This window comes from Mycolicibacterium gadium (assembly GCF_010728925.1).
Classification (GTDB): Bacteria; Actinomycetota; Actinomycetes; order Mycobacteriales; family Mycobacteriaceae; genus Mycobacterium; species Mycobacterium gadium.
In genome coordinates this window covers 189,305-206,746 of record NZ_AP022608.1, presented here as the reverse complement: position 1 = coordinate 206,746, position 17,442 = coordinate 189,305, and the positions used below count along the sequence as shown (strand labels likewise).

At 66.8% G+C, this 17,442-nt stretch carries 15 protein-coding genes and 1 tRNA gene; 6 read left to right on the top strand and 10 right to left on the bottom strand.

Translation table 11 applies throughout. The features are described 5' to 3' along the window. Nucleotides 1-18 precede the first annotated feature (18 nt). Both G6N36_RS00930 and G6N36_RS00925 read right to left on the bottom strand, forming a co-directional pair. The gene (locus G6N36_RS00930; protein WP_163684199.1) at nucleotides 19-867 is read right to left on the bottom strand and encodes a CbiQ family ECF transporter T component; all 849 of its coding nucleotides are present in this window, start codon (nucleotides 865-867) and stop codon (nucleotides 19-21) included. Then, nucleotides 864-2,912, bottom strand: coding sequence for an ABC transporter ATP-binding protein (locus tag G6N36_RS00925; protein ID WP_163684197.1), 2,049 nt, complete (start codon nucleotides 2,910-2,912; stop codon nucleotides 864-866). The genes G6N36_RS00930 and G6N36_RS00925 overlap by 4 nt, the downstream gene beginning before the upstream one ends. A 109-nt stretch (nucleotides 2,913-3,021) precedes the next feature. On the opposite strand from G6N36_RS00925, the gene G6N36_RS00920 reads away from it, so the two are divergent. Both G6N36_RS00920 and G6N36_RS00915 read left to right on the top strand, forming a co-directional pair. Then, entirely contained in the window at nucleotides 3,022-3,459 is a 438-nt protein-coding gene (locus G6N36_RS00920) for a MarR family winged helix-turn-helix transcriptional regulator (RefSeq protein WP_163684195.1), read from the top strand. A 68-nt stretch (nucleotides 3,460-3,527) separates the two neighbouring features. Next, complete coding sequence (locus G6N36_RS00915; RefSeq protein WP_163684193.1) at nucleotides 3,528-4,733, top strand: MFS transporter; 1,206 nt, start codon at nucleotides 3,528-3,530, stop codon at nucleotides 4,731-4,733. On the opposite strand, the gene G6N36_RS00910 is transcribed toward G6N36_RS00915, so the two are convergent. Together G6N36_RS00910 and G6N36_RS00905 are read right to left on the bottom strand one after the other, a co-directional pair. Then, nucleotides 4,728-5,834, bottom strand: coding sequence for an esterase-like activity of phytase family protein (locus G6N36_RS00910; RefSeq protein ID WP_163690287.1), 1,107 nt, complete (start codon nucleotides 5,832-5,834; stop codon nucleotides 4,728-4,730). The genes G6N36_RS00915 and G6N36_RS00910 overlap by 6 nt on opposite strands. Then, nucleotides 5,834-6,547, bottom strand: coding sequence for a VIT1/CCC1 transporter family protein (locus tag G6N36_RS00905; RefSeq protein ID WP_163684192.1), 714 nt, complete (start codon nucleotides 6,545-6,547; stop codon nucleotides 5,834-5,836). The genes G6N36_RS00910 and G6N36_RS00905 overlap by 1 nt, the downstream gene beginning before the upstream one ends. A 101-nt stretch (nucleotides 6,548-6,648) precedes the next feature. On the opposite strand from G6N36_RS00905, the gene G6N36_RS00900 reads away from it, so the two are divergent. Then, entirely contained in the window at nucleotides 6,649-8,571 is a 1,923-nt protein-coding gene (locus G6N36_RS00900) for an acyl-CoA dehydrogenase family protein (RefSeq protein WP_163684190.1), read from the top strand. 132 nt (nucleotides 8,572-8,703) lie between these two features. After that, nucleotides 8,704-9,543: a hypothetical protein gene (locus tag G6N36_RS00895; protein ID WP_163684188.1), complete on the top strand. Its 840-nt coding sequence runs from the start codon at nucleotides 8,704-8,706 to the stop codon at nucleotides 9,541-9,543. A 59-nt stretch (nucleotides 9,544-9,602) separates the two neighbouring features. Here G6N36_RS00895 and G6N36_RS00890 read toward each other — a convergent pair whose 3' ends face one another. Further along, complete coding sequence (locus G6N36_RS00890) at nucleotides 9,603-9,776, bottom strand: thiazole synthase (protein WP_163684186.1); 174 nt, start codon at nucleotides 9,774-9,776, stop codon at nucleotides 9,603-9,605. An 84-nt stretch (nucleotides 9,777-9,860) separates the two neighbouring features. Then, nucleotides 9,861-9,933 (bottom strand) — tRNA-Asn (locus G6N36_RS00885). A gap of 151 nt (nucleotides 9,934-10,084) precedes the next feature. Here G6N36_RS00885 and G6N36_RS00880 point away from each other — a divergent pair. Beyond that, complete coding sequence (locus G6N36_RS00880; RefSeq protein ID WP_163690286.1) at nucleotides 10,085-10,339, top strand: hypothetical protein; 255 nt, start codon at nucleotides 10,085-10,087, stop codon at nucleotides 10,337-10,339. Here G6N36_RS00880 and G6N36_RS00875 read toward each other — a convergent pair whose 3' ends face one another. From G6N36_RS00875 to G6N36_RS00865, 3 genes are all read right to left on the bottom strand, one after another. Further along, a complete protein-coding gene (locus tag G6N36_RS00875) occupies nucleotides 10,340-10,654 on the bottom strand; it encodes a DUF7155 family protein (RefSeq protein ID WP_163684184.1) in 315 nt (104 codons plus the stop codon). Between the two features lie 66 nt (nucleotides 10,655-10,720). Then, on the bottom strand, nucleotides 10,721-12,643 hold the full coding sequence (gene dnaG / locus G6N36_RS00870) for a DNA primase (protein WP_163684181.1): 1,923 nt from the start codon (nucleotides 12,641-12,643) through the stop codon (nucleotides 10,721-10,723). Nucleotides 12,644-12,683: 40 nt separating this feature from the next. Further along, the gene (locus tag G6N36_RS00865; RefSeq protein WP_163684179.1) at nucleotides 12,684-13,940 is read right to left on the bottom strand and encodes a deoxyguanosinetriphosphate triphosphohydrolase; all 1,257 of its coding nucleotides are present in this window, start codon (nucleotides 13,938-13,940) and stop codon (nucleotides 12,684-12,686) included. A 59-nt stretch (nucleotides 13,941-13,999) separates the two neighbouring features. Here G6N36_RS00865 and G6N36_RS00860 point away from each other — a divergent pair, with 59 nt between their 5' ends. After that, nucleotides 14,000-15,988 carry a TPM domain-containing protein gene (locus G6N36_RS00860; RefSeq protein ID WP_163684177.1) on the top strand — a complete coding sequence of 663 codons (1,989 nt, stop codon included), beginning with the start codon at nucleotides 14,000-14,002 and terminating at the stop codon, nucleotides 15,986-15,988. Here G6N36_RS00860 and G6N36_RS00855 read toward each other — a convergent pair. Further along, nucleotides 15,985-17,439, bottom strand: a complete 1,455-nt coding sequence (locus tag G6N36_RS00855; RefSeq protein ID WP_235689930.1) for a glycine--tRNA ligase — start codon at nucleotides 17,437-17,439, stop codon at nucleotides 15,985-15,987. The two genes, G6N36_RS00860 and G6N36_RS00855, sit on opposite strands and share 4 nt — an antisense overlap. Nucleotides 17,440-17,442 lie beyond the last annotated feature (3 nt).

Sequence of the window (17,442 nt, the reverse complement as noted above, 5' to 3'; positions counted from 1 at the left end):
CCGTAATAGCGGCCGAACTCACCTCGTGACGGCGCTGGTGCCCAGAATCGTCAACTCCAGCACGAGCGCCGTCGCGCACACCAGCCCGACGATCAGGAACGCCCACCAGTCGATCGCCTTCGGACCCGACGGCGCCGCCGAGATCTGCCCGACGCCGCCGCGGGCGGTGATCGCGTCGCCCATCTCGTCAGCCCGCCGCAGTGCGACGGTGACTGCCGCTGCGAGCAGGTCGACAAGCTCGAGCATCGCGGCGCGGAAGCGTCCTCGCCTGGTGGCCGCCCGCTCTTTGGGTCGCAGCCTGCGCGCCGCATAGAGGACGCGGAATTCGTCGATCAGCATCGGAAATGCGCGTAGCGCCAACGCCAGCGCCACCGCCCACTCATCGACCGGTATGCGCAGCACCTTAAGCGGCCGGCCCAATTTGGCTACGGCGGGGGCGATTTCGGCGACATTGGTCGTCCACGACACCATGGCGCCCAGCCCGAGCAGAACGATCGACAGTGCCGTGATCCGCAGGAAGTTGAACAGCCCGCCGAGCCCGACCTCGACCGAACCGACGTCGATCACGGGGCTTCCACCCGCGAAAGTCGCTGTGAGACCGCCGAAGAACAACAAAATCCAGAGCCAGCCCGGGATGGACGGCAGCACGCCGCGGGGTATCCGCGCGGTTCGCGCGGCGATGAGCACCAGCACGGCAACCGCACCGATCGGAACCCACCCCGGATAGAAGGTCATCAGGATGCCGATGGCCGCCACCATGAGCAGTTTCGTTCCGGCCCACAGCCGATGGATGGCGCTGTTACCCGGCACGGGGCGCAGCAGCACCACCGGCCTGCGCTGCCTTTTGTTCGCGGTCGGTGCGGTCACGATCTGTCTCCCGCCACCGTCGGTGTCGCCGCCAGCACCCCGTTGCGCAGATGCAGGGTGCGTGGGCACACGTCCTCGAGACCCGAGAAGTCGTGGGAGATGATGACGATGGTCAGCCCGAAGTTGCGTCGCAGCTCACCCAGGAGCCGTAGCAGCCCACGCTGACTCGCCGCATCCAGCCCGGCGAGGGGCTCGTCGAGGATGAGCGCACGGGGCTGGCGCGCCAGCAGTCCGGCCAGCACCACGCGGCGCATCTGACCGCCGCTCAGTTGGTCGATGCGCCGCTTCGCCAGCGCCTTGTCCAGGCCGACGGTGGCCAGCGCCTCGCTCACCCGCTTGCGGTCACGCGGCGAGAACCCGGCCGCGGAGGCGATCTCGAGATCCACCCGGCCGCGCATCAGCTGCAGGCGGGCCGCCTGGAAGGAGATGGCAACGGCGCCAACCTGATCGGACACCGGCGCACCGTCGAGCAGGCAGCTGCCGCCGGTCGGGACGGTGAGTCCCGCCATGATCCAGGCCAACGTCGACTTTCCGGATCCGTTGAGTCCGTGGATCAACAACCCGTCGCCCTCGTTGACGGTGAAGGTGATGTCGCGCAGCGCCATTGCGGCCCAAGGCGTTCCGCTGCCGTATTCGTGGTTGACCCCACGGAGTTCGAGCACCGGCTTGTCGGCGTGGTGGTGGCCGGTGACGGTGGCCACCGGCGCCGAGGCGGTCTCCACCATGTCGGTGTTGTCCGCGGCGCCACCGTTGCCGGTCAGATTGACGGCGCGATCGGCGGCATCCGCCTCGTCGTTGTAGTGGGTGATGTGCACCAGCGACATGTCGTGGTGCTTCGTCAGCCCGGACAGCACCGACATCAGCGCGCCCCGGCCCTCCTGGTCGACCATGCTGGTCACTTCGTCGGCGATCAGCAGCGACGGTTCACGGGCCAGCGCCCCAGCGACCGCGAGCCGCTGCAGCTCGCCGCCCGACAGACCGCCCGTGTCGCGCTCGGCGAGCCCGTCCAGCCCGACCTCGCCGAGCAGCTTGGGGATGTCCGTGGTCGTCCCCGGCGGCAGACCCCACACCACGTCGTCGGCGACCCGGGTACCGAGCACCTGACTCTCGGGGTGCTGCATGATCACCGCCGTACCGCCGAGCCGGCCGAGCCCGACGCCGCCGGGCCGGTCGATGCGGCCCGATGTGGGTTCGCGGCCGGCCAGCAGCAGCATCAACGTGGTCTTGCCCGAACCGTTCGCGCCGGTGATCGCGAGGTGCTCACCGGGTTCGACGTTCAACGAAACCGGACCGAGCGCGTCGTGGTCGGCGTTCGGATACCGGAAGCGGACGTCCCGCAATTGTGTCGGCACGGGAGCGATGGTTCCGGTGTCGGTCGAAGATTCGAGCTTGTGCACGTCGGGAATGGCGACCAGTCGGGCCATCACCCGCGACAGCGCCCACCACCCGATGAGTGTGACGAAGACGACCGACCACACCGACGATGCGAAGAAGAGCAGCGGCCAGTAGTCCAGCGCGGTGGCGAAATCGCGCTTGAGCTGCTCGGCCAAACCCTCCATGTCGGGGATGCGCGCGATGATCGCGGCCAATCCGTCGACGTTGGCGGTGACCGATTCGAAGATCAGGTGGCGCAGCCGTACCAGAATCGTGAGCGCCGTCACCACCACCACGCCGGAGATCGCGCCGGCGACCAGTGAACAGAGGAAGACGGTGATCGTCCCGCGGCCGCGGCGCTTGACAATGCCGGCGAGTCCGCCGATGTAGGCGCAGTTGACGACGGTCATGAACCCGCCCATACCGGCGATCAGAAACGCGATGATCGCACCCGCCACGGTGGCGGTGAGCAGCACGCGCAGCCGAAAGCGGTAAGCCAGCAGGCCCAACGGGACGGTGCCGAGCAACGACAGGCCCGCGGCGAATGGCACGACGACGGCGATGATCGCGATGGCCGCGGACAGCGCCGCGATCACCGACGCCTGAGCCAGTTCACCCGGGCTCAGCGCGCCGGAACGGCGAGTCACGCCCGAATCCCCGGTCACGGCCATTGCACGATTCTGCCAGGCGGTTTTTAAGAACGGTCGTTGCCGTGCTGCGACCAGCAATGGGTCTGCCGTCCGTTTGGGCTGCATAGCAAGGCTATGTAATATCGCGGTCATGACTCAGACCCTCGGCGCCGACCTGCTGCATGTGGTCGCCCGGATCAACCGACTGGCCACTCAGCGCGCCCGGCTACCCCTGCCCTTCGCGCAGGCGCGGCTGCTGTCGACGATCGAAGACCAGGGGCCGACCCGGATATCGGATCTCGCGGTGCTGGATCACTGCTCGCAGCCGACGATGACGACCCAGGTGCGCAGGCTCGAAGACGGGGGTTACGTGTCACGCACCGTCGACCCCGACGATGCGCGGGCCGTGCTGGTCCAGATCACGTCCAAGGGAGTCGAGACGCTGAGGCAGGTGCGCGTCGACCGCGAGGCCGCCATCGAGCCGTACCTGGAGCGTCTGGACGCCTCGGATCGGCAGGCGCTCAGCGAGGCGGTCCGCGTGTTGCGCGGATTGCTTGCGGACGCGGCCTCCCCCACCGCCGCCAAATGACAGCGATTTCGGTGCGCTAGCCGTCGCTGAGCGATCGTGAGCGCACCGAAATCGCAAGATAGGAAAGTATGTGGCGTCAACCCAAAGCTGTTTGGGCCGTTGCCTTCGCGTCCGTCGTCGCGTTCATGGGTATCGGTCTGGTCGACCCGATCCTCAAGCCGATCGCCGACAACCTGAACGCGTCGCCGTCGCAGGTGTCGTTGTTGTTCACCAGTTATATGGCGGTGATGGGCGTCGCGATGCTCATCACCGGCGTCGTGGCGAGCCGCATCGGCCCCAAACGCACTCTGCTGCTTGGACTCGTGGTGATCATCGCGGGCGCCGGCCTGGCCGGCATGTCGGAAACCGTGACCGAAATCGTCGGCTGGCGGGCACTTTGGGGCCTGGGTAACGCGCTGTTCATCGCGACGGCGTTGGCGACGATCGTCAACTCCGCGCGCGGTTCGGTGGCGCAGGCGATCATCCTGTACGAGGCGGCGCTGGGTGTCGGCATCGCGGTCGGCCCGCTGGTCGGCGGGGTGCTCGGGTCGATCTCGTGGCGCGGACCGTTCTTCGGGGTGTCGGCGTTGATGGCGTTCGCCGTCGTCGTCACGGCATTGCTGCTGCCGTCCACACCTCCGGCCGAACGAGCGACGACATTGGCCGACCCGTTCCGTGCGCTGCGCCACCGCGGTCTGCTCGGCGTCGCTATCACCGCGCTGCTGTACAACTTCAGCTTCTTCACGCTGCTGGCCTTCACCCCGTTTCCGCTCGACATGAGCGCGCACGAGATCGGTCTGATCTTCTTCGGTTGGGGTGTGGCGCTGGCGTTCACGTCGGTGGTCGTCGCGCCGCGGCTGCAGCGCCGCTTCGGGACCGTGCCGACGCTGCTCGTGAATCTCTTGGCCATGACCGCCACTCTGGCGGCGATGGCCGTCGCCACCGAGAACAAAGCTGTGCTGGCGACCTGCGTCGTGGTGGCCGGCCTTTTCATCGGCATCAACAACACGCTGATCACCGAGACCGTGATGACGGCGGCACCGGTCGAAAGAGGCGTCGCTTCAGCGGCTTACAGCTTCGTGCGGTTCTCCGGTGCCGCGATGGCGCCCTGGCTGGCAGGCGTGCTCGGCGAACGCGTCAACGTCCATGCTCCCTACTGGGTCGGGGCGGCGGCGGTGCTGCTGGCGGCCGGGGTGCTGGCGCTCAGCCGGTCGCATCTGCGCGGCATCGATGCCGATGAGGACCTGGACGAACTCAGCGAGGCGACCGCGATCTCCGTCGGCAGCGACTCATAGCGCGAACGCGTAGAACTGCGTCATCTGGTCATCCGAGAAATTGTCGTCGGCGACGAGCACAAGGACCTGCCTGCCGTCCGACAGCTTGGGACCCAACGTGATTCCCTCGACGTTGTCCAGGTTCTGCACCTGGGGAATCGTCGACAGATCGGCCACCAGACTCTTGGTCATCGCGCTCGGCGGCGCATCCGCGAGTGAGGGCCGGTCCAGGATGTTGTCGGCGCCCGCGGTGCCCGCCCGGTAGATGCGTGCGACATTGTGGGTGCCGTGCGAGCGTTCGATCACCAGGAAATTGTCGTCGTCGAGCGCCACGAGATCCGACAGTCCGTTCGCGTCGCCGTTCGGCGCGGTGATCGGGTCGAGCGGGTAGGCGTACTGCGCGGTGGCGGTGCCCGTCGCGACGTCGAATCGGGTGACGCGGGTGAGGGCACCGGTGCCGGCGCTCGGCGGGGCGCCGTCGTTGAGACCCGGGTCTTCCATTCCCGCGACGAGGAAGTTGCCACTCGGTGTCAACGTCAGACCTTCGAAGCCCGCGTTCCTCCGGGGTCCCGTCTCCTGCTTGGACATCGATAGCCCGGGAGGCAGTGCGAACTGGCTGCGGAATGCGCCGTCGAGTCCTGCAACGCGAACCCAAGGATCCAATAGCAGCGGCCGGTCGGGATCCTCGACGATCCGCTCGCCCTCGCTGGACCAGTACAGCTGTTGGCGGCGCTCGTCGAACGCGATGCCCTCGGGGTCCGGCGGGATCACCGGAGGCATGGCGTCCGGCGACAGCGGCGGAAACGGTGCGCCGGACCGGTCCAGCAACGAGGTGGTATCGAGCCACTCGATACCAACCAATCTGTTGTCGCTCAACGTGATTCCGACGGTGTAGAACCTTGCCGGGTTCTTCGCCGAGCGGTCGTCGCTGATGATGTAGTACACCTGACGGCCGGGGTCGTAGGTGATCGCCGACAGTCCCCCGACCGTCGTGTCATCGAAGACGTAGCTGGTCGGGAAGTTGATCTGCCCGAGGTACTCCAAGCCGGTCGACGACACCGATGCGGTGCTGCAGGCGGAAAGTAGCAAGGCGGCCGCCATCAGGCTGCACCGCAGTCGCATCACGCGATGACTGTACCGACGAGGCTTCCCACGGCGTAGGTGGCGGCGATCGCGACAGCGCCGAATGCAAGTTGCCGCAACGCCCCAAACCACAGCGGCCTCTTGGTGAAGCGCGACGCCAGCCCACCGGCGACGAGCAGCCCGATGCCGCCGCACAACAGCCCCGGCCATAGCGATTCGACTCCGAGCAGGTACGGGATCAGCGGGATGATCGCACCGATCGCAAACATCACGAACGACGAGCCGGCGGCCACCCAGGGCGACGGCTTCTCACGCGGATCGACGCCGAGTTCCTGCACGAGATGAAAGTTCAGGGCGACGTTCTCGTCGCGGTGAACCTCCTCGGCGGCCTTGCTCGCGGTTTCGCGGGTCATCCCCATGTCCATCAGCATCGCCACCAACTCGGCCTTTTCGGCCTGCGGGTGCTTTTCGAACGCCCGTCGCTCGACCAGGACCTCGGACTCGATCTGCTCGTTGGCCGTCGCCACCGAGGTGTACTCGCCCAGCGCCATCGAGAATGCGCCGGCCAACAGCCCGGCCACGCCGCTGATCACGACGGTGTGCGCGCTGGCCGCTGCGGCGACACCCGCGATCAGGGCGGTGTTGCTGACAAGGCCGTCCATCGCCCCGAACGTCGCCGCGCGCAGCCAGCCCCCAGTCACATCGGCGTGTCGGTGTGATGACAAGTGCGGAGCGCCGGTCGGTGCGGACATGAGGTCGATTTAACGCGACCGGTTTCGGCTGGTCTAGCAAGGTTTGCCTAGGTTTTCCACATCACAGTTTCGCCGGGCCTTCAAAAGGCTACGGTCGAGTTATGACCACCACTGCGGAACATCTACGCAACGCCCTCGACGGCCGCTGGCGCGATGTGAAGAACCAGATGCGCGAGGAACTCTCCAGCGAGGTCTTCAAACCGCATTACACACCGAACACCGTCATCGCTCGCACCAAAGTGGCCGAACAGCTGAAGATCATGGCTTCGCAGGGCGCGGCAGAAGACGGGTTCAAGAAGGAGCACGGCGGCAACGGCGACGTCGGCGCGGCGGTGACCCAGATCGAGATGCTCGCCATGTCCGACCTGTCGCTGATGGTCAAGGCCGGTGTGCAGTGGGGGCTGTTCGGCGGTGCCGTCGAGAATCTCGGCACCGAACGCCACCACGAGGCATACGTGCAGCGGATCATCGACCTTGATCTGCTGGGTTGTTTCGCGATGACCGAGACCGGTCACGGCAGCGACGTGCAGGCCCTGGAGACCACCGCGACCTACGATCCCGCCTCGCAAGAGTTCGTGATCGACTCCCCCACGCGCACGTCGCGCAAGGACTACATCGGCGGCGCCGCCGAAACAGCCCGTGTCGCTGCGGTTTTCGCACAGCTGATCACTCCCGACGGGGAGGGGCACGGGGTGCACTGTTTCGTGGTACCGATCCGCGACGACGACGGCAACGATCTGCCGGGCGTGACCACCAGTGACTGCCACTACAAGGGCGGCTTGCCCGGCGTGGACAACGGACGCATCCAGTTCGACCACGTCCGCATCCCGCGCGAGAACCTGCTCAACAAGTACGCCGATGTCGCCGAGGACGGGACGTATTCCTCGCCGATCGAAAACCCCAACCGGCGGTTCTTCACGATGCTCGGGACACTGATACGCGGCCGCGTCACCGTCGGCGGGAGTGCGGGGGCGGCCGCACGGGTCGCACTGGACATCGCGACCCGATATGCGTTGGAACGCAGGCAGTTCGAGGCGCCCGGCGCGGACCGCGAGGTGCTGATCATGGATTACCTGGTGCATCAGCGCCGGTTGTTCCCGTTGATCGCGAAATCGTATGCACTTCAGTTCGCGCAGAACGAGCTCGTCGCCAAATGTCATGAGCTGCAGACAGCCGACGATCCCGATGCCGAGGAACAGCGTGAGCTCGAGTCGCGGGCGGCGGGATTGAAGGCCGCCAACACCTGGCACGCGACGCGCGCGATCCAGGAGGCGCGTGAAGCCTGCGGCGGCGCAGGTTATCTCGCCGAGAACCGGCTGATCGCGCTGAAGGCTGACACCGACGTGTTCACCACCTTCGAGGGTGACAACCACGTGCTGACCCAGCTCGTCGCCAAAGAACTGCTGACCGCCTACGCCGACGACATCAAGGGTATGAGCCCGGTCGAATGGGTGCGCTTCGCGGCCAACTTCGCCGGCGAGCGGGTGCTCAAACGCACTGCGGCCGAGACGATCATGCAGACCATCCTCGACACCCGGCAGGACAACGAAGAAGAGGGCAGCCTGTTCAACCGCGGCACCCAGGTCAAGATGTTCGAGGACCGCGAGGAGTACATCCTCGCGACGGTGGCCCGACGCCTGCAGGGCAAGTCCAAGGAGATGAGCGCGTTCGACGCGTTCAACTCCGTCCAGGACCATGTGTTGCACGCCGCGCGGGCGCACATCGACCGCATCATCCTCGAGGCGTTCGTGGCGGGCGTCGACTCGTGCGAGGACGACGAGGCGCGCGAAATCCTGAACATGGTGTGCGACCTGTACGCGCTGTCGGTGATCGAAGAGGACAGAGCGTGGTTCATGGAGCACCGCTTCCTGTCGACCGAGCGCGCCAAAGCCGTCACCCGCGGCGTCAACGAGCGGTGCCGCAACCTCCGGCCCTACGCGGAGTTACTGGTCGAGGGCTTTGGCATACCGGAGCAGCTTCGCTACGCCGAGATGCTGCATCCGGAGAACATCATCGACACATAGGCAACATCCGCCCCACCTGTTCGTGCTGCGCGTCACAAATCCGGCGAATTCTGAGATGCTCCTTGGCAGACGCTGACAGAATTCAGCATCGCTGGTCCGCGCGGACCTGCCAGGCACTAGGGGAGGTAATTGATGTTCTCGTTCCGCCCGTCCCGGTTGGGTCTCTCGGTTGCTGTCGTCGCGGCCGCAACCGCCGTCGTCGGTGCCCTCGCGCCGCCGGCCCAGGCTTTCCAGATCCAGAACCATGAGCGCGTCACCCGCGACGCGCTGCAGCCCCTCGGGGTTGATCAGACGGCGATCGCCCAAATTCTGGTCGGCCCGCCGCCGGGCGCCGGTGCGGTCGGCAGCGACGCGTTCTTCTCCGACGAGTTCCGCCACATCGACGGTGCCAACAATCCCGTCGAGATCTGCAACATGACGCAGGAGGCGTGGAATTTCTTCACCCCGATCATCCTGGCCGGTGCCCGGCCCGCGGGCCCCGGTGGCAGCGACCTGGTCGACGGTCCAGGCGCCCGCGCCGCGTTCGGCGGGCTCGCGCACGCGCTGCAGGACTTCTACTCCCACTCCAATTGGGTCGAAGACAACATCGCGATCAACCAGCCGGACCGGATGCCACCCCCGCTGATGCCGACCTGCGACCCCGCAGCCTTCCCGCCGGGCCTGCACACCGGCTACTTCGACGTCCTGGCCAACCACGACGACCTGCTGGGGGGCTGCCCTCCCGGCGGACCGCCGCCGGGTGTCGTCGAGTGCCACTCCACGTTGAACAAGGACGCCTGGAACAGCCCGCGCGGCATGATCCAGGTCCCGGGCAGCAACCCGCCGATCAATAACTTCGATCTCGCGGCGCGATTGGCCACCACCGCGACCGTCGATCTGTACAACCAGATTCGCGAGCTGGTGTCGGCCAATGCCGGGCCCTGCGCCGCTGACAACCTGTTCCAGGCCGATCGTCGGCAAGCCTGCTGGTAAGTCAACTGCCTTGCATGTACTGGGGCTTCGCGGCGCGAAGCCTCAGTACGGGTAGGTAACTAACTGGCCAGCTCCACGGCGGCATGACCCACCGGGATGTGCTCCCATGCGTCGAGGTCGGGTTCGAAGGCGTCAACGAAAGCCTGAGCGATCTGCGTGGCGTACGCGGAATGAGCGATGGCTGCGGCCATCGCGGTTCCGAGGATCCAGGGTGAGGTGCGTCGTATCAACATGGGCTAAAGGTTCGGACGCGCGCCTTGGAGAGTTCTTGGAAAAATGGGCGATACCCGACGGCACCATTCGTTCGATGGATCTTGCTCCCCCGGCTGGACTCGAACCAGCAACCCTTCGGTTAACAGCCGAATGCTCTGCCAGTTGAGCTACAGGGGACGGCTCACCCGCGACGTGTTCATCAGCGCGGGCCGAGGCATGACTCTAGCGCACCTCCCACTCGCATCGCCAATGCGCCTCCGCCCCACGCGCACCCAGGGATGTGAGGCAGGATGGACGTGGAATGGCACCGTCGTCCGGGAGGGGTCTTGTGATCCGGTATGTCGCCGTATTGGCTGTCGGCTACGTGTTGGGTACGAAGGCGGGCCGACGCCGGTATGAACAAATCGCCGGGACATACAAGGCGGTCACCGAGAGCCCGGCCGCCAAAGCGGTGATCGACGCGGGACGTCGCAAGATCGCGGACCGGGTGTCGCCGGACCCACAGTTGGTCACGCTGACAGAGATCGACCACGGAACAACCGTGATCGGACCGGAGGCCGCGCCGAAGGGCCGGCAGCGCTGATTAGGGTGCGTACGGCTCGGTGATGGTGCGGCCCGGGATCAGGGGGCCCGTGGAGAAGCCCGCGCCGCCGTTGGATCCGTTGCCGCCTTCGAACCCGAATTCCGGGGTACCGATGTTCACTCCGTTGCCGTTGGAGTAGCCCAGGCACTTGCCGTCTTCCGCGTTACCGAACCACGCCAGACAGCCGGGAGGCAGTGCCACGGTCTCCGTCGCGTCGCTCGTCAGCGTGGATGCTGCGAGGGGCGCCGCGACGGCGGCGACCGCAAACGCGCCTACGGCGATGAGCCGACGTGCCTGGTTCTTGGTCGATGTCACGAATGAGCCTTTCTACACCGTTCCCCGACGGTTGATCGCGCGCCTACCCTATCGCGTTACGCGACGTCACGCAGTGAGGTCGTCGCCGCTGGCCTGTTCGAGCAGGCTGCGGCGATACGCCTCCATGGCGACCAGGTCCCCGAACAGCGCGTGATACTCGTCGCCCTGCTCAACCGGAGACATGCGCTGCAGCTTGGATTTGACCTCGGCGATCTGCCGTCCGACCCACACTTCCTGCAGCCTCGCCATCACTCCGGCGATGTAGCGCCGCATCTTCTCGTCGTCGTCGACATTGATGGCTTCCACGCCGAGCTCGTTGACCAGGCCCGCGGCGGCCTCGGACCCCGCATGTCCGCGCACCGCATCGATCCACTGCCCACCGGACTGCCCCGCGGCCACTCCCCCTGCGGCGTCGATCGCCTTCCGGACCGCGGCATAGCCGGGGTGGGTGAAGCTCTCGACGGTCAGCGAGTCGAACACCGGACCGGCCAGCGCCGGGTGTTGCAGCGCCGACTTGAGCGCCTCCCGCTGCGGCCACAGCGTGGGATCGGCCGGATCGGGACGTTGGGCCGCGCCTGCCACATGGCGGGCCTGGCGCGACGCGGTCTCGTCGGTCGCCGGGGTGCGGCGCCGTCCGCGCTCGGGCATACCGCGCTTCTGTGCTTCCTCGCGCACCCGGCCGATCACCTGCGCGACGTCTTCCCACCCGACCCAACCGGCCAGTCGACGGGCGTATTCATCGCGCAGCATGGGCTCTTTGATCCGCGCGACCATCGGCACGCACTGCCGCAACGCGTTCACCCGGCCTTCGGCGCTGTCGAGGTCGTGCTCGGCGAGCGCGGTGCGAATGGCGAACTCGAACAGCGGGGTACGGCGCGCCACCAGATCTCGCAGCGCCCCGTCGCCAGCCTTGAGCCGCAGATCGCAGGGGTCCATGCCGTCGTCGGCGACGGCGACGAACGACTGCCCGGCGAGATTCTGTTCACCCTCGAACGCCTTGACCGCCGCGGCGCGTCCTGCGGCGTCACCGTCGAAGACGTAGATCAGCTCACCGCGAAAGAAGTTGTCGTCCATCATGAGTCGCCGCAGCATCGCCAAGTGCTCGTCACCGAAGGCGGTGCCACAGGAGGCGACGGCCGTCGTCACCCCGGCGAGGTGCATCGCCATCACGTCGGTGTAGCCCTCGACCACGACCGCCTGGTGTCCCTTGGCGATGTCGCGTTTGGCCAGATCGAGGCCGAACAACACCGACGACTTCTTGTACAGCACGGTCTCCGGGGTGTTGACGTACTTCGCTTCCATCTGGTCGTCGTCGAAGATGCGCCGCGCACCGAAGCCGATCACTTCCCCGCCGCTGGCGCGGATCGGCCACAGCAGGCGACGGTGGAAGCGATCCATCGGGCCGCGTCGGCCCTCGCGAGACAGGCCCGCGGCCTCGAGCTCCTTGAACTCAAAACCCTTGCGCATCAAGTGTTTTGTCAGCGTCTCCCACCCCGACGGGGCGAATCCGCAGCCGAACCTCGACGCGGCGTCGGCGTCGAAGTTTCGCTTGATCAGGTACTCGCGCGCCGGTGCGGCCTCGTCGGATTTCAGCGCCTCGGCGTAGAACTCCTGGGCGGCGGCGTTGGCCGCCAGCAGCCGGCTGCGGCTGCCGCGGTCGCGCTGCACGTTGGTCGTCGAGCCGCCGGTATAGGTGACGGTGTAGCCCACGCGGTCGGCCAGCAGTTCGACGGCCTCGACGAAGCTGACGTGCTCGATCTTCTGGACGAAGGCGTAGACGTCGCCACCCTCGCCGCAGCCGAAGCAGTGGAAGTGCCCGTGATTGGGCCGCACATGAAACGACGGAGACTTCTCGTCGTGGAACGGGCAGAGGCCCTTCAGCGAGTCCGCACCCGCCCGGCGCAACTGCACGTAGTCGCCGACGACCTCCTCGATGCGTACGCGTTCACGGATGGCCGCGATGTCACGATCGGGGATGCGGCCGGCCACCGGCCCAGTCTAGAGCGCGCCGCGTCGCACGCGATCAGGCTTAGGCCGGTTCCAAACGCTCCAATCGCCCCTCTGTGAATGAAGCGACCTGGTCGATGACCACCCTCATCCGGGCGCCGTCGGACTCGGCGGCGTTGTACGCCGGGACGAAGATCGGATCGAGCGTGGCGGGTGCGCCGGACAGCGTCCACTCCACGACGCGGTGCACGCGTTCGCGCTGTTGTGCCTGTAGTTCCAGGTGCCGTGGATCGGACATGATGAACTGCAGCGCCAAGATCTTCAGCACCGCCACCTCGGCCCTGACCAGCCCCGGGACTCGAAGCTCGGCCTGGTACCGCACCAGCGGCCCCGTTCCGGCCACCTCCCTGGTCGCCGCGATGGCCGCGGACGCGAATCGTCCGACGAGTTCACTCGTCAGTCGCTTGAGCGCGACCGACGCGGCCAATGTGCCGTCATACTTGCCGACGGCCGCGACGACGGGCAGATTCGACAGCCGGCCTGCGGCGGCCACCAGATCGTCGGAGCGCAGTCCGGCCCCCATCCCGCTCGATTCGCCGAGGCGCCCCAGCACAGTGGCCGCGTCGTCGTCGGCCAGCACCCGCATGTCGATCCGGCCCGACACGACACCGTCCTCGACGTCGTGCACCGAGTAGGCCACGTCGTCGGCCCAGTCCATGACCTGCGCCTCCAGGCACGGCTCTTCCTCCGGCGCACCCGAGCGCAGCCAGTCCGCGGCGGCTGAGTCGTCCTCGTAGAACCCGAACTTGCGCCGCTGACCGTCGCGGCGCCACGGATACTTCGTCACCGCATCCAGTCCCGCGCGAGTGAGGTTCAATCCGGCGCTGTGACCCTGCGGGCCAAGAACTTTGGGCTCCAGCCGGGTCAGGATACGGAAGTTCTGCGCGTTCGCCTCGAAGCCGCCGCATTCCGCGGCGATCTCGTCGAGGGCGCGTTCGCCGTTGTGACCGTACGGGGGATGGCCGATGTCGTGGGCCAGCCCGGCCATGTCGACGAGGTCGGGGTCGCAGCCCAGGCCGATGGCCATACCGCGGCCGATCTGCGCGACCTCCAACGAGTGCGTCAACCGGGTGCGCGGAGTCTCCCCTTGGCGCGGCCCCACCACCTGGGTCTTGTCGGCCAGCCTGCGCAGCGCGGCGCAATGCAGCACCCGGGCGCGGTCGCGCGCGAAATCGGTACGGTGCTCGGTGCCGGTGCCCGGCAACGCGGCAGCTTTCGGCGGCTCGACCACCAGCCGCTCGCGGTCGAACTCGTCGTAGGGATCCTGATTCGCTGCCACCGCCGCACAGTCTGCCAGCACCAACCGGTGCGGCCGTGCCGCACACTAGATTGGCGACCATGCGCATCGCCCGCTTGCTGACCCTCCTGCTCGCGACGATCGTCGTCGGTGCGCTCATCGCGCCGTCGGCGTCTGCTGAGCCTCCGTTCCGACTCCCGGGTTATGTCACCGACCGTGCGGGTGTCCTCGATAGCGCCGGCCTGGCACAGGTGACGTCGGCAGTCGACGAGTTGTACGCCAGTCGCAAGACCCGGTTGTGGGTCGTCTACGTCGAGTCGTTCTCCGGTCAGCCGGCCGAAGCCTGGGCGCGCAACACGATGAGGGCCAGCGACCTCGGTGATTTCGACGCGCTCCTGGCGGTGGCCACAGTCGATCGTGCCTATGCCTTCCTTGTACCCGACAGCGCCACCGAGCTGAGTTCCAGCCGGGTGGAAAGCGTGCGGCGCAACGATATCGAGCCTGCCCTGCGCCAAAACGACTGGGCTGCAGCGGCGGTGGGGGCGGCCGACGGGCTCGCTCAGTCCCCGGGCTCGAACGCGCGTGTCAGCTGGCTCGGGTTGGTGGTGGTGCTGGGGGTGATCGCACTTGCGGTCGTGCTGTTGATGGTTTGGCAGCGACGACGACGGCGCAAGCGTCGCGAAGCCGAGTTCGCCGCAGCACGCCGGATCGATCCCACCGATCCGTACGCATTGTCGGCGGTGTCGCTCGATGCCCTCGACGACCTGTCGCGCGCAATGGTGGTCGAGGTGGACAACGCCGTGCGCACCAGCGAGCACGAACTCGAACTGGCCGTCGAGGAGTTCGGCACGGACCGGACCGAGCCGTTCACGCGTGCGGTCGGTAACGCGAAGACGACTCTCGCCCAAGCGTTCAACGTCCGTCAGATCCTCGACGACGCCATCCCGGAGACGCCGGCGCAGCGTCGCGACTTGCTGACTCGTGTCGTGGTCGCCGCCGCCAAGGCTGATCGTGAGTTGGACGCGCAGCAAGACGCCTTCGCCGATCTGCGGAATCTGGTGATCAACGCGCCATCCCGGCTCGACGCGATGACCCAGCAGGTGGTCGACATCACCGCCCGGCTCGACTCGTCTGGGCAGAAGCTCGCGCGACTGCACAGCGAGTTCGACGCGACGGCGCTGAGCTCGGTGGCCGGCAACGTAGACGCGGCCAAGGAGTTGCTGACCTTCGCCGACGAAAACATCGGCCGCGGGCGTGATCTTGCCCTCCGGCCGGTGGCAGGGCGACAGACCGAACTCGTCGAATGCGTCCGCGCGGCCGAGTCGGCCTTGGCCCAGGCGCGCGGGCTGCTGGACGCGGTGGACAGCGCTGCCAGCGATATCCGCCGAGCGGTCGCCACCCTGCCGTCAGCGATCGAAGACATTCAGAACGGCATCAAGCAGGCCGGCGCCCTGCTAAAGCAGGGCAATGCGCCGCAGGCAGCACAACTGGCCGAGGCCCGCGACGCGGCGGCGGCCGCGGTGGCCACCGCCCAGCGCTCGAAATCTGTTGACCCGCTTGGTTCTTTCACCGAACTGACCAAAGCCGACGCGGATCTTGACCGGCTGCTGGCGGCGGTCGAGCAGGAACGGGAGGCAGCCGAGCGACTCAATCGGGCGTTGGAAGAGGCGCTGTTCACCGCGCGGTCGCGGATCAGATCTGTGTCGGATTTCATCGATACTCGCCGTGGCATCGTCGGTCCGGAGGCTCGCACCCGACTGGCCGAGGCCGTCCGGCACATCGGCGCCGCCGAGCAGAAACGTTCGACCGATCCGGCCGAGGCCATCGCGCACGCCAACGGCGCAGCCATGCTGGCGTCGCAGGCCCAGACCCTGGCCAACACCGATCTGCAGAACGCGCAACGCTCGTATATGGGTCCGTCCGGCGGTCGCGGTGGGGGCAACATGGGCGCAATCATCGGCGGCATCCTCATCGGCAACATTCTCAGCGGAGGGATGCGTGGCGGATTCGGCGGCGGCGGATTCGGTCCCGGATCATTCGGCGGCTCCGGCGGCGGCGGCGGGATGTTCGGCGGCGGCGGCCGCTTCTAGGCGCCCTTGAGCCGGATAGCGAGATAGTCGCTGACGGCGTCGAGTGCCACGCGCTCCTGAGTCATGGCGTCGCGTTCGCGGATCGTCACGGCCTGGTCCTCGAGTGTGTCGAAGTCGACCGTCACGCAGAACGGCGTGCCGATCTCGTCCTGGCGGCGGTAGCGCCGTCCGATGGCGCCCGCATCGTCGAACTCGACGTTCCAGGACTTGCGTAGTTCGGCGGCGAGATCACGCGCCTTCGGCGACAGCTGCTCGTTGCGCGACAGCGGCAGCACCGCGGCCTTGACCGGAGCCAACCGCGGATCGAGCCGGAGCACGGTGCGCTTGTCCACCCCACCCTTGGCGTTGGGCGCCTCGTCCTCGTGATACGCGTCGACCAGGAACGCCATCAGCGACCGCGTCAGGCCGGCTGCCGGTTCGATGACGTAGGGCACGTACCTCGTTTCGGTCGCCTGGTCGTAGAACGACAGGTCGACGCCGGAATGCTTTGAGTGGGTGGACAAGTCGAAGTTGGTCCGGTTCGCCACACCTTCGAGCTCACCCCACGGGTTGCCTTGGAAGCCGAACTTGTACTCGATGTCGACGGTCCGGTCGCTGTAGTGCGACAGCTTCTCCTTCGGATGCTCGTATAGCCGCAGGTTGTCGCGGTCGATGCCGAGATCGACGTACCACTGCAGCCGCGTGTCGATCCAGTACTGGTGCCATTCGGGGGCGCTGTCGGGTTCGACGAAGAACTCCATCTCCATCTGCTCGAACTCGCGGGTGCGAAAGATGAAGTTGCCCGGCGTGATCTCGTTGCGGAAGCTCTTGCCGATCTGCCCGATACCGAATGGCGGCTTCTTACGCGCGGTGGTGACGACGTTCGCGAAGTTGACGAAGATGCCCTGCGCCGTCTCGGGACGCAGATAGTGCAGGCCCTCCTCGGTCTCGATCGGGCCGAGGTAGGTCTTGAGCATCATGTTGAAATCGCGCGGCTCGGTCCACTGCCCCTTCGTGCCGCAGTCCGGACACACGATTTCGGTCATCGGCACCGAATCGGGGTCGACTGTTACACCGTCCTTCTTCGCCTGCTTCTCGGCGTACGCCTCCTGCATGTGGTCCTGACGGTGGCGCTTGTGGCAGTTCAGGCACTCGACGAGGGGGTCGTTGAACACCTCGACGTGCCCTGAGGCCACCCACACCTCGCGGGGCAGGATGATCGCGCTGTCCAGGCCGACGACGTCGTCGCGACCGGTGACGACCGAACGCCACCACTGGCGCTTGATGTTCTCCTTGAGTTCCACCCCGAGTGGGCCGTAATCCCACGCCGACTTGGTGCCTCCGTAGATCTCGCCGGACTGGAAGACGAGTCCACGACGCTTGGCGAGGTTGGCGACGGTGTCGATGATGGAAGCCACGGGATAACACCCTAGCGAGAAGCTCGCACACGGTTGACATGCGCAAGTCTGCATGTA